8 protein-coding genes are annotated in these 12,587 nt (G+C 65.0%); 4 read left to right on the top strand and 4 right to left on the bottom strand.

Going from position 1 to position 12,587, the window contains the following annotated elements:
• The first annotated feature begins 421 nt into the window (after positions 1–421).
• The 4 genes from ACYCAX_RS25180 to ACYCAX_RS25165 all read left to right on the top strand — a co-directional run bounded on the left by ACYCAX_RS25180 (position 422) and on the right by ACYCAX_RS25165 (position 5,511).
• The gene (locus tag ACYCAX_RS25180; RefSeq protein ID WP_015477668.1) at positions 422–898 is read left to right on the top strand and encodes a 2,4'-dihydroxyacetophenone dioxygenase family protein; all 477 of its coding nucleotides are present in this window, start codon (positions 422–424) and stop codon (positions 896–898) included.
• A gap of 75 nt (positions 899–973) precedes the next feature.
• Positions 974–3,337, top strand: a complete 2,364-nt coding sequence (locus ACYCAX_RS25175; RefSeq protein WP_294971803.1) for an arylsulfatase — start codon at positions 974–976, stop codon at positions 3,335–3,337.
• A gap of 22 nt (positions 3,338–3,359) precedes the next feature.
• The gene (locus ACYCAX_RS25170; RefSeq protein ID WP_015477670.1) at positions 3,360–4,193 is read left to right on the top strand and encodes an SDR family NAD(P)-dependent oxidoreductase; all 834 of its coding nucleotides are present in this window, start codon (positions 3,360–3,362) and stop codon (positions 4,191–4,193) included.
• A 55-nt stretch (positions 4,194–4,248) separates the two neighbouring features.
• Positions 4,249–5,511 (top strand): anaerobic sulfatase maturase, encoded by a 1,263-nt coding sequence (locus ACYCAX_RS25165; RefSeq protein ID WP_294971808.1) that lies wholly within the window; start codon positions 4,249–4,251, stop codon positions 5,509–5,511.
• A gap of 279 nt (positions 5,512–5,790) precedes the next feature.
• On the opposite strand, the gene ACYCAX_RS25160 is transcribed toward ACYCAX_RS25165, so the two are convergent.
• The 4 genes from ACYCAX_RS25160 to ACYCAX_RS25145 all read right to left on the bottom strand — a co-directional run bounded on the left by ACYCAX_RS25160 (position 5,791) and on the right by ACYCAX_RS25145 (position 12,547).
• Entirely contained in the window at positions 5,791–8,193 is a 2,403-nt protein-coding gene (locus ACYCAX_RS25160; protein WP_294971811.1) for an efflux RND transporter permease subunit, read from the bottom strand.
• Between the two features lie 24 nt (positions 8,194–8,217).
• Positions 8,218–9,294 (bottom strand): WD40/YVTN/BNR-like repeat-containing protein, encoded by a 1,077-nt coding sequence (locus tag ACYCAX_RS25155; RefSeq protein ID WP_294971814.1) that lies wholly within the window; start codon positions 9,292–9,294, stop codon positions 8,218–8,220.
• 62 nt (positions 9,295–9,356) lie between these two features.
• Complete coding sequence (locus ACYCAX_RS25150) at positions 9,357–10,721, bottom strand: DUF1329 domain-containing protein (protein ID WP_015477674.1); 1,365 nt, start codon at positions 10,719–10,721, stop codon at positions 9,357–9,359.
• Positions 10,722–10,744: 23 nt separating this feature from the next.
• Positions 10,745–12,547, bottom strand: a complete 1,803-nt coding sequence (locus ACYCAX_RS25145) for a DUF1302 domain-containing protein (protein ID WP_294971819.1) — start codon at positions 12,545–12,547, stop codon at positions 10,745–10,747.
• Between the last annotated feature and the right edge of the window lie 40 nt (positions 12,548–12,587).

Raw genomic sequence — 12,587 nt, 5'->3', positions numbered from 1 at the left:
CAAAGGCGGTTTGAGCCAGCCTTCCGTATGCTCTGTATTCTGTGCAACGGTACCGACAGCACGATTCCAAAAGTTGCCCCAAGGCATTGGATGCCGACTCTTCTAGCATCAATGTGCTTATGGGTTGTCAGGTCGCGTAGTCATCGCACGCATTGAGCTTTCTTCCAGACGCCATTGTTGCACGTAGGTCATCCCCGCCACGGATCAGGGGCAAATCCTCAGCATCTGCTTCGGGTCGGTAGCTGCCCTCGTTGACATTCCTATTAGCCGAAATGGAAGGATTGGGCTCGTGTCCCCCGCCCTCAGTGATCGAAGCAGAGGATTCTGCCCCCCGGTCAATGGGGGGGTGGCATTGGCGGCGTCTACTCAAAATCAGCTTACCCCCTAGCCACTGCGTTAGCCGCACGACAAGGAGTAAGCCATGCACTATGAAAATATCGACACCGCAGCCATCAATGACGAAGACCTGCCGTGGATTCCCTTCGCCCCGTACAGCAACGATGTCTTCCTGAAGTACATCAAGTGCGACCCGGTGCGCGGAGAGACCATCACGCTGCTCAAGGCGCCGGCCGGTACCGAGCTGCCCAAGCATCACCACTCCGGGACGGTGATCGTCTACACCATCAAGGGCGCCTGGAAGTACCTCGAGCATGACTGGGTTTCCAGGGAAGGCGGCGTGGTGTTCGAAACGGCCGGGACCAGCCACACCCCGATCGCCCTGGCGGAATACGGCGACGAAATCATCACCCTGAACATCACCCAGGGCGACCTGCTGTATTTCGACGAGAACGACACCCTCTTCGCCATCGAGAACTGGAAGACCGGTGTGGAACGCTACCTGGCCTTCTGCGAGGCCAATGGTATCGAGGCCAAGGACATCACCAGCTTCGCGGCCTGATCCCAGTCCCTCCCCCCGCCATCCGCCATGCAAGGGATGGCGGGTTCAATCCATAACAAAAACAAGCGTGCGCCCATGTCCCCCAAACCGTCCCCTACCCGAGAAGTGGCCCTGACACTGGGTGCGCTGCTCGGCAGCTCGATTGCCATGGCCCAGGAAAGCCTGCCGTTCCCCCCGGTGCCATCCGCCAGCGATGCCAAACCCACCCTGCAGGAGTCCAGGCACCAGAAGCGCCCGGCGGCGTCGCACCTGCCCGAGGACGCGCCCAATATCCTGGTGATCATGCTCGACGACGCCGGCTTCGCGCAGGCCGATACGGTGGGCGGAGCCATCCATACACCAACGCTCACCCGCATCGCCGACAGCGGCATCCGCTACAACGCGTTCCACACCACAGCGATCAGCTCGGCGACCCGTGCAGCCCTGCTCACCGGGCGCAATCACCATCGCGTCGGCAATGGCGTCATCGCCGAACTGGCCACCGACTGGGACGGCTACACCGGGGAAATCCCCAAGAGCTCGGCCACCCTGGCCGAAGTGCTCAAGCAGTATGGCTACAGCACGGCGGCCTTCGGTAAATGGCACAACACGCCGACCCGCGACACCACTGCGGCAGGCCCCTTCGATACCTGGCCCACCGGTTACGGGTTCGAATACTTCTACGGCTTCCTGGCCGGTGAAACCTCGCAGTACGAGCCTCGCCTGTACCGCAACACCACACCCATCGAACCGCCCCGCAACCCGCGCTACCACCTCAGCGAAGATCTCGCCGAGCAAGCGGTGAACTGGCTGCAGGACCAGCAGACCTACGCCCCTGGAAAACCCTTCTTCCTTTACTGGGTTCCCGGCGCCGTGCATGGCCCGCACCAGGTGAACGCCGAATGGGCCGACAAGTACAAAGGCAAATTCGACGCGGGCTGGGACAAGTACCGGGAAGACACCTTCGCCCGCCAGAAGGCCCTGGGCTTCATCCCGCAGAACGCCAGAATGACGCCACGGCCGGCGGAGCTTCCCGCCTGGGACAGCCTCAGCCCCGAGCAGAAGCGCTACCAGGCCAGGCTCATGGAGGTCTACGCCGGCTTCATGGAGCACGCCGATACCCAGGCGGGCAAGGTCCTCGACGAACTGGAGCGGCAGGGAAAACGCGACAACACCCTGGTCTTCTACGTGTTCGGCGACAACGGCGCCTCCGCCGAAGGCATGGAGGGAACGATCAACGAACTGCTCGCGCAGAACGGCATTCCGGTGCCCAAGGAGCAGCAGTTGAAGGTGCTCGACGCCCAGTACGGCGGCCTCCCGGCACTGGGTGGCGCCAAGCTGGAGAGCATGTACAACGCTGCCTGGGCCTGGGCGGGCTCCGGCCCCTTCCCCGGGACCAAGCTGGTCGCCGGCTACTTCGGCGGTACCCGCACCCCGCTGGCCATTTCCTGGCCCAAGCGGATCAAGGCGGATGGGCAGGTGCGCAACCAGTTCCATCACGTCAACGACATTGCGCCGACCGTCTATGACATCCTGGACATCGCGCCGCCGAAGGTGGTCAATGGCGTCGCCCAGGACCCGCTGGACGGCGTCAGCATGCGCTACACCTTCACCGACGCCCGCACGCCCTCGCGCAAACCGCCGCAGTATTTCGAAGTCCTGGGCAGCCGGGGCCTGTACAAGAACGGCTGGATGGCCTCGGTATTCGGCCCGCGCAAACCCTGGGTGCAAGGCTTCGCCCAGTTCATGGGCTGGCATCCGGAGTCCGATCACTGGGCCCTGTACGACCTGAGCAAGGACTACTCCCAGGCGACCGACCTGGCCGACCAATACCCCGAGAAGCTCGCCGAGCTGAAAGCGGAATTCGATGTACAGGCCAAGGCCAATCACGTTTACCCCATCGGCGCGGGGCTGTACCCCTTCCTCAATCCCTCGGTGCTGGCAGGCGATGGCCGCAAGGAATGGCGATTCAGCTCCCGGACCAAGCGCCTGCCGGAGTTCACCGCGCCCAATCTGCGCAGCCGCAACAGTAGCGTCCGGGCCAGCGTCGAGCTGAAGGACAACGCCAGTGGCGTGGTCTTCGCCCTGGGCGGCATCGGTGGTGGCGTCAGCCTGTATTTCGACCAGGGGCATGTGGTCTACGAGTACAACGACATGGCCATCGCCCGCGTGAAGCTGCGCTCGGAGCACCCGGTGGCTCCCGGTCCGGCGGAAATCGAGGTACGCACCCGGATGACCAGTGCCAAGCCGGGAGCACCGGCGAACCTGGCCCTGCTGATCAACGGTGAGGAAGTGGCCACCGGCACCACGCCGTTCACGCCGCCGCTGACCTTCACCGCCAGCGAGACCTTCGACGTCGCCGAGGATCTCGGCTCGCCGGTGTCCCTGGACTATTTCGAGCGAGCGCCATTTGCCTTCGACGGCCAGGTGCGCGACCTGCAAGTGACCTATACCCCCTGATATCCCGGCCACGGAGAGCGCCATGCCGATTACCGATCTCACGCACAAGAAAGTCCTGATCACCGGTGCCGCATCAGGCATCGGGCGAGCGGCCGCCCTGGCCTTTGCGCGCCGGAAAGCCACCTTGCTCCTCTGCGACATCGACTCAGCCGGCCTGGAGTCCCTGCGGCAGGAAGTCGTCGGCGCGGGGGGCGAATGCTTCACCTACAAGGTGGACGTCACGGATGCCAATGCCGTGGCCGAGCTGGCCACGCGCATCCATACCGCCCAGGGCGCCCTGGATGTGCTGATCAACAATGCCGGCGTCGGCTATCTCGGTCGCTTCCTCGACAGCGACCTGCCCCACTGGCGCAGGGTGCTGGACATCAACCTGATGGGCGTGGTGCACGGCTGCCACGCCTTCATTCCGCGCATGATCGAAGCGGGCGGCCCGCGCCGGGTGCTCAACGTGGCCTCGGCCGCCGCGCTGTTCCCATCCCCCAGCATGGCGGCCTACGCCGCCTCCAAGCACGCGGTCTACGGCCTCAGCGAAGTCCTCAAGATGGAGCTGAGCGACACCCGGGTCGGCGTGACGACGGTGTGCCCAGGCGTAATCAATACGCCGATCGTGGCCAATCGAAAGAATATCGCCGCCTCGGTGGCGCCGGAGCAGATCGACCGCCTGCAGGACTACTACCGGCGCAAGGGCTGCAGCCCGGAGCGGGTGGCGGAAGGCATGGTGCAGGCCGTTCTGAAAGGCAATGACCTGCTGCTGGTCGGCCCGTTCGCCCAATTGATCTTCCAGCTCCGGCGCCTGTCCGTCGGACTGCTGCGGCGCATCGTGCTCAACGATGCGCGCAAGATCGGCTATCTCTGACTCCATCCCCGGCATGGACGCCAGGCGCCATGTCCGCCGCCCGGAATGATGCCCCATGCCCGATACCGTCCCTCAAGGTCTGCACCTGATGGCCAAGCCCGTCGGGCCGATCTGCAACCTCGACTGTGACTACTGCTTCTACCTGGAAAAGGAGCAGCTCCATCCGCGCGACAGCCGCTTCCGCATGTCCGACGAGGTACTGCGGACCTATGTGCGGCGCTACATCGAGGCCCAGGGCAGTCCGGAAGTGGAGTTCACCTGGCAGGGCGGCGAACCCACCCTGCTGGGGCTGGAATTCTTTCAACGGGCCCGCGCCTATCAGCGCGAGTTCGCCGCCGGCAAGGTGATCCGCAACACCCTGCAGACCAACGGGACCCTGCTCGACGACACCTGGTGCGCCTTCCTCGCGCAGGAAAACTTCACCGTCGGCATCAGCCTGGACGGGCCCAAGACGTTGCACGACCTGCACCGCCCGGACAAGCGTGGCCGCTCCAGTTTCGATCAGGTCATGCGCGGCCTCGGCCTGCTGCAGAAACACGCCGTGCCCTATAACGTGCTGGTGACGGTAGCCCGCGAAACCGCCCGGCATCCTTTGGAGGTCTATCACTTCCTCAAGGACGCCGGCGTGCGCCATATCCAGTTCAATCCCGTGGTCGAGCGCTTGCCGACGCAATCCGACGCGGCGCGTGGCCAACACTTCGCGACGCCGCCGGAGCTGCGCCTGCGGGATCTGCAGGCGCCTCAAGCGGCCGGCGTGACCGAGCAGAGCGTCGAAGCGCAGGTCTACGGGAATTTCCTCTCCACGATCTTCGATGAATGGGTGCGCCATGACGTCGGCAGCGTCCATGTGATGAACTTCGAGTGGGCCCTGGCGGCGTGGTGCCAACTGCCCGCCAGCGTCTGTCTGTTCGCCCCGCGCTGCGGCAAGGCCGCGATCGTCGAGCACGATGGCAACCTGTACTCCTGCGACCACTACATGTACCCGGAGTACCGCCTCGGCAACATCCTCGAACAGGACCCGGCCGCCCTTCTCGACTCGCCCGCGCAGAAAGCCTTCGGCGCCGCCAAGGAAGAGTCGCTACCCAGCTACTGCCAGGGCTGCGACTACCTGTTCGCGTGCCACGGCGAGTGCCCGAAGAACCGCTTCATCGAGACGCCGGACGGCAAGCCGGGACTCAATTACCTGTGTGCGGGCTACAAGACCTATTTCCGCCACATCACGCCCTACATGAACGCCATGGCCAAGCTGCTCGCCCATGGCCAGCCTGCCGATCTGATCATGCAGGCGTTCAACGGCCCGTTGCTGATCAAGCTGTAACCCCGGTTCGAATGCCCTCGGCGATCGCCTGAGCCCGGCAGGGTCTCGGCTGGGGGTTCCTGCGCGCCAACCTGGAAGCAGCGCTTATACGCAACATCTGGCAACCCCGGTGTTGCGCCCCTCCCCTGGTGTTCGTGGTGTCCCCTCCGCCCCCGCCCGACGCTCCGAACGCGCCTCGAATCAGGCACCGTGACCATCGCGGCTCGCCAGGATGACTGACCAAAAATGCAAGACCGCCCCTCTGCCTCAGCAGAGGGGCGGTCCATTGCCGGCTCCGGCTCAGGGCGCCTTGCGCAGCAGGAAATGCGACAGCGCCGGGATCAGCACCAGCGCACCGACCATGTTCCAGATGAACATGAAGGTCAGCAGGATGCCCATGTCCGCCTGAAACTTGATGGGCGACCACACCCAGGTCACGACACCCGCGGCCAGGGTGACCCCGACCAGGGCGACGACCTTGCCGGTGAAGGCCACCGCATTGCGGTAGGCGACCGCCAGCGACGCGCCGGCCCGTTGCTGGGCGAGCTGCACGCTGAGCAGGTAGAGGGCATAGTCGACGCCGATGCCGACGCCGAGCGCGATCACCGGCAGCGTGGCGACCTTCACCCCCATGCCCAGCCAGACCATCAGCGCCTCGCAGAGTATCGAGGTGAGCATCAGCGGCAGCACCGCGACCAGCACCGCGCGCCAGCTGCGGAAGGTCACGAAGCACAGCAGGATCACGGCGGCATAGACGTAGAGCAGCATGGTCCGATTGGCCTCGCGCACCACGATGTTGGTGGCGGCCTCGATGCCGGCGCTGCCGGCGACCAACAGGAACTGGCGCTGCTCGGTGCTGTGCTCGCGCACGAAGCCCTCGGCCACCTCGACCATATGGGCCAGGGTCTCGGCCTTGTGATCCGACAGGTAGGCCACCACCGGCATCATCGAGCAATCGGTGTTGAACAGCTCCGGATTGTTCACCGAGGCTTGCTGGGCGCCGTAGTTCAGCACGTTCTGGTTACGCGCGATGGTCAGCCACTTGGGGTTGCCCTCGTACGAACCCGCGGTGACCTGGCGCACCGCGTCCACCAGCGAAACGCTGGTCTGCACGCCCGTCTGCTGCTGCAGGAGCCAGCCCAGCCGGTCCGCCTCGATCAGGCTCTGGTATTTCAGGCAGCCTTCCTTGGGCGTCTTCAGCATCACCGCGAACAGGTCGCTGGACAGCGAATAGTTGGACGTGATGTAGGCATTGTCGAGGTTGTAGCGCGAGTCCGCGCGCAACTCGGGCGCGCCCGGGTCGAGATCGCCGATCTTGAGATGCAGGCTGACGGCGAAGCCGACCACGGCGAGCGTGCCGGCCACGAGCAGGGCACCAGTCGCCCAGCGTCGCTCGGTGAAACGGTCGAGCCCCGTCCAGAATGCCCCCAGGCCATGCCCCCCCTCCTCCTCCCGCTCATGCCGCAGGCTACGGGCAGCGGCGCGCTGGCTGACGCCCAGGTAGGACAGCAACACCGGCAGCAACAGCAGGTTGGTGAAGATCAGCACCGCCACACCGACGCTGGCGGTGATCGCCAGGTCCTGGATGACCGGGATGTCGATCACCATCAACACCGCGAAGCCCACCGCATCGGCCAGCAGCGCGGTGAGCCCGGCGAGGAACAGGCGGCGGAAGGTGTAGCGCGCGGCTACCAGCTGATGGGTGCCACGTCCCACGTCCTGCATGATCCCGTTCATCTTCTGCGCGCCGTGGGACACGCCGATGGCGAACACCAGGAACGGCACCAGAATCGAGAACGGGTCCAGTGCATAGCCCAGCAGCGCGATCAGCCCCAGTTGCCAGACCACCGCGATCAGCGAGCAGCAGATCACCATCGCGGTGCTGCGCACGCAACGGGTATAGGCATAGATGATGAGCGTGGCGATCAGCGCCGCGGCGGCGAAGTACGCCATGACCTGCAGCAGGCCATCGAGCAGGTCGCCGATCAGCTTGGCGAACCCGATGACGTGGATCTTGATCATCCCGCCGTCCCGGGCTTCGTAGCGGGCCCTGAGCTTGTCCTCCAGCACCTTGGAGAAGGCATGGTAGTCGATGGCCTGGCCGGTGACGGGGTCCTTCTCCAGCAGCGGCACGAAGATCATGCTGGAGCGGAAGTTGTTGCCCACCAGGCTGCCGACGATACCGGAACGGGCGATGTTCAGGCGCAGCTGCTCGACGCTCGCCGGCGAGCCATCGTAGGAGTCCGGCATCACCGGGCCGCCCTGGAAGCCCTGCTCGGTCACCTCCGTCCAGCGCACCGCCGGGGTCCACAGCGACTTCATCCAGGCCCGATCGACGCCGGAAGTCACGAACAGCTCGTCGTTGACCTCCTTGAGCACCTGCAGATAAGCGGGGTCGAAGATGTCCGCGCCGGTGTTCTCCACCACCACCCGCACGGCGTTGCCCAGGCCGCGCAGCGAATCGCGATTCTCCAGGTAGTTGCGGATGAAGGGCTGGCTTTGCGGCAGCATCTTCTCGAAGCTGGCGGTCAGGCTCAGGCGAGTCGCCGCCGCATAGCCCAGCACCAGCGTAATGAGCGCGCAAGTCAGTACGACCAGCAGGCGGTTGTTGAAAACGATGCGCTCCAGCAGGCTGCCGGAGCTCGTCTCGAAGCCCTCCAGCTCGCGCACCACCGGGCGGCCGTCGTGCTCGTAATTACCCATGTCGGTGTCTCTCCGGTTTCGCAGTCATTGGACGAGCAACTGGCGCGCGCCACGCGTGCCGACCAGCGCCAGGGCGCCCGGCCCCGCTCCCACGGCGGCGGCGACCGGCGCCAGGGAGGGCTGTGCCTGCAACTGGAAGCTGGCGCCATCGTCGCTGCTGATGAGCAGGTGCCCAGCCTGGCTGAGCAGCGCGAGACGGCCGTCGGCAAGCTGGGTACCCGCGGTGATGCTCAGCGGCAGGCCGGTCTCGACCTGGCTCCAGCTTTCGCCACCGTCGACGCTGCGGAAGACGTTGCCGCGCAGGCCGAAGACCAGCGCCACGCCCGGCTTGCCGAGGATGCCGAAGAAGCTGCCGGCATAAGCCGTCGGGCGGGGCTCGAAGCGGCCGCTGGCGCGGTCGAGCTTCAGCAGCAGCCCCTGCTCCCCAGCGATGTACAACTCGCCGCCGGCCGGCCGGATGGCATACAGATTGAGCGCGCTGGGGTTGTCCGCGTGCTCCATCCAGGGCGTCCAGGTACGTCCACCATCCTCGGTGCGGAAGAGCAGATTGAAGGCCCCGACTATGTAGCCGACCTGCTCGTTCTCGAACCACACATCGAGGAACGGCTTGTCCGCGCCCTCGTCCGTCATGCGCCGGGCTTCGTCCACCAGCGCCATCAAGCGCTCGTCGCCTGGCGCCTTTTGCACCAGCGCCTGGTAGTGCTCGAGCATGCGCGGCCCGACCTGGCGGCCATCGAACTGACGCTCCCAGGTCTCGCCGCCATCGGCGCTGTGCAGCACGACACCGTCGTGGCCCACGGCCCAACCGTGACGGGCCGAGGGGAAATGCACCGCGACCAGGTCGGAACTGACCGGGACGCGCGCCTGCTGCCAGTGCTTACCCGCATCGTCGGAATAAAGAATGTGCCCCCGCTGCCCAACCGCCACCAGGCGCTGGCCGGCACTCGCCAGCCCGACCAGCAGGCTGTGCTCGGCCAGGGGGCTGACCTGCGAGGGGGTATCCAGCACATCGACGAATTCCTGCGCCACGACCGGACGACAGAAAGGCGCGACGACCGCCGCTGCCAGCACGGCCAGCAGGGTCCACTTGAAAATGCTCATGAGTCGATCTCGCTCGAAAGCCGCCGGGTGCCCTTGCGGAACCGGCGGCGTTTTTCCTGTCGTCAACGGATACCGGCGCCGGCCAACGCGTCGGGCACCCACTGGGCTTTCGAGAGCGGCTTGATGTACTTCACGCCGCCATGCGGACCGTAGATGCCGGTGATGTTGTAGCTGCCGGAAACGAAGTCGTAGAACATGTGGTTGTCCGAGTTCGGCGCCTGCGCGTCGTAGCTGTAGGCCATGTGGGCGAACGCGCCGCGATAGAGCTGGCCACGCGCATCGAACTCATCGGAGGCGAGAGCGATCCAGCTGTCCTCGTCGAGGTAGAAAGTGCGCTTGCTGTAGATATGCCGCTTGCCGGGCTTGAGCGTCGCCTCGACCACCCAGACACGATGCAGCTCCCAGCGCACCAGGTCGGGATTGACGTGGTTCGGCGTGGTGATGTCGGCCGCTTTCTCGTGGTAGTTCAGCTTGTAGGTGTTGTACGGAACGTACATTTCCTTCTTGCCGACCAGCTTGAAGTCGAAGCGGTCCATGGCGCCGTTGAAGACCCAGGCATCATCGTAGGTCGAGCTGCCCGCGGAGCCGGGGTTGGGCGTGTCATAGGCGATATCGGGGGCCAGCTTCACCCGGCGCTGGCCGGGCAGGTACTGCCAGGCGTGGCGCGGCTTGCTCAACGGATCGACCGCGTCGTTGATGAGAATGGCCTCGCCAGCGCGGCGGGCCGGCCCCTGGTAGTAGAGCTTGGTCTTGAAGTACAGGTCCTCGGGCCGCGCCTGGACGTCATTGCGCTCGGGATCGAACAGAGGGTACTCGAGGTACGCGTCTCCCGTGGTGGCCAGCGAGGCGTTGCCGGAAGCATCGACGTTCCAGGAATCGTACTTGGAGTTGATCGCGTACCCCTGGTACCGCAACAGGTGGTTCCACATCGCCTCGTAACCATCCTTGGGGATCGGGAACGGCACGCCCGGCAGCACGTTCTCCAGTGCCAGCCCCGCGTTGGTCGTACGCGCCGCCTCAGCGTTCTTGCGCGTGTTGTCCAGCAGGCGCTGCGGTAGCGCGACCGTCCGATGGGTGGGGTAGACATCCAGGCGGAACGACGGGAAACGCTTGAGCAGCTCCCGCGAGGTGGCGGTGAGCTTGTCCGCCTGGTCGGCGGCGTTCTTGCCGTCGATCACCAGACGCGGCTTCTCGTCGGCGAACGGGTCGGTACGCATGGAACTGCCAGCCTGGTAGCCGCTCGGCGGCGTGGTCAGGCCGCCGTTGTAGGCCGGGATATTGCCGTCCGCATTGCCAGCCTTCTCGGCGCCAACGGGAGTGAGCGTCTGGCCCAGCTGGGCTGCCTGTTCCGGCGAAACGGCCGCCTGTGCGGCCGAGACCATGGCGCAGGCCAGGGCGCTGGCCATCAACGACTTGATGAGAGCCATGTGTAATCTCCTACGTGGGTTGCTCAGAAGGTTGTCTTGAAGGTGAAGGTGACCATGCCGCGGTCCTTGAGCTGGGCCGGGGTTCCCGCGAACGCGGTGGTTTGTCCCAGCGCGCAGTTGTACTGGCCGTTGGCGCCGGGCGTGGCGCCATCCACCGCGGACTCGCAGGTATCGAACGGCCCGAAGTTGTCCACGTACTTCAGGTCGAAGCGGTATTGGTTGCGCAGATCGACACCTACGCCGACGGAGTAGCTGCCCGAGTCTTCGTTGCCGCCCAGTTGCACGGCGGACTGGCCGTCCAGGCCGACGTTGTAGGTCAGCGGCAACTGGACATCGACGCCGGGGAAGACCTGGTACCAGGTCGGCGTGAAGTTGACGCCCATGACGTAGTTGTCGCGGGTCACCTTGTCGACGCCGCGGTACCAGTCCTCGCCCTTGAACAGCTGCTGGTTGTCGGTCACGTCCAGCCAGCGGCTGTAGGCCAGTTCGACCAGCAGCGAGGCGCCATCCCACACCGGGGTGTCGGCGAAGGTGGTCAGGCCGTTGACCACCGCATGCACGGTCTTGCCGCGCGCCACGCCGTCGTTGCCATCGAAGCTGCTGACGAAGCCAGGCGTCCCCGCGGGCGCGAGCGGATTGACGTTGGCCGGAACGCTGGCCAGCGGCATGTTCTCGCGGTAGTTCAGATCAACGCCCACGCTGACGCCGGCGATGTTCTTGGACAGGCTGATCCCGTAGATGTCGATATCGTCGACGTAGAACTGATTGTAGCTGCCGACGACACCGGACATCAGTTGCGGCATGCCGACCGCCGAAGGCTGCAGGGCAATGTTCGGCAGGATGTCGGAGGTCTTGCGGTAATACAGGCCGAGGGAGCCGTCGAGCCATTCCGGGGTCCACCTGAGCATCAGGCCGAAATCACCATGCTTGTCCGGCGTGAAGGTATGCCCGCCCGTCAGGCGCAGAAACTGCGGCGCACCGGGCACCAGCCCGAAGATGGGGTTGGGCTGGGCGATCAGCGACAGGTCGTCACTGCCGTGCTGGATGGCATCGTTGAAGCCCAGGTAGGTGCCCGACTCGGGCAGACGCGAGGCGTCCCAGTCGAGGAAATACTGGGCGCCGAAGGACAGCTCCGGATTGAGGGTGAAGCTCATCGAGATCTGGTTGCGCGGGATGAACAGCTCCTTGGCCTCGGTGCCCGGCACCGCCAGGGCCTTGGCGATGTCCAGGCCGGACTGGCCATAGCTGTTGCCATGAGCGAACGCCAGGATGCTTTCCCCCCAGTACTGGGTATGGCTGCCCACCTTCATGCTGAGCATCGACTCATCGCCGATCTCAGTGCTGCCGAAGACGAACGCATCGAGGAACTCCGACGATGACCCGTTGTAATAACGCTCCGCATAGCCGCTCAACTTCCGCGAGTCGGCCACGCCGTCCTGAAACTGGTTGGTCGATGGGTTGGCGCTGCCGACCTTGTCGTAGGCATGGTCGTACCAACTGTTGCCGCTGACCCGGAAGCCGAACTGCTTGCGGTAGACCACGTCGAGCTCGTGCAGCACATCGATGCGCTGAGACACCGCGCTGCCCGCCGAGAAGTTGCGGTCACCGTCGTTGTTGTTCCAGGTGTTGGCCAGCTTGGAGTTGGCGCTCTCCACGCGCTGCGCGTAATTGAGCTTGACCGTGTTGTCGAAGCGCACCTGCAGGTCCTCGACGCCGGTATCCAGCTCGAGCGCCTGGGCCGGCACGCTTCCCAGACCGAGCATCAGCGCCGAAGCCCAGACGCTCGGTTGCACGCAATGGCAGATCTTATTGTTCTTGTTCTTCATCGAGTTACTCACTGTGTTGTGTTGAATGCCGTCCCGGCGA

The sequence above is a fragment of the Pseudomonas sp. MT3 genome (assembly GCF_054720805.1).
This window is presented reverse-complemented; position numbering and strand designations above follow the sequence as displayed.